At 41.5% G+C, this 306-nt stretch carries 1 pseudogene; it reads left to right on the plus strand.

The features are described from left to right. Positions 1-297 (plus strand): annotated as a pseudogene (locus tag J582_RS0105695) (transposase); the annotation flags it as partial. Between the last annotated feature and the right edge of the window lie 9 nt (positions 298-306).

A 306-nucleotide genomic window follows, 5' to 3' on the forward strand; every position in this document is an offset into this window, starting at 1 on the left:
ACCATTACAACTCAAGATGGACAACTGGCTTTAGATATTCCCCGTGATCGAGAAGGTTCATTTGAGCCACAAATTATCAAAAAGCACCAAACACGCATCACCAGTATGGATGACCAAATCCTCTCACTGTATGCAAAAGGAATGACTAATAGGGAAATTGTAGCCTTCTTCAAAGAAATGTACGATGCCGATGTGTCAGCATCTCTCATCAGCAAAGTTACCGATGCTGTGATTGAGCAAGTGACTGAGTGGCAAAATAGAGCCTTAGATAGCCTTTATCCTGTTGTCTATCTTGAGTTGTAATGG

The organism is Acinetobacter sp. 1566109 (genome assembly GCF_000582255.1).
Lineage (GTDB): Bacteria > Pseudomonadota > Gammaproteobacteria > Pseudomonadales > Moraxellaceae > Acinetobacter > Acinetobacter nosocomialis.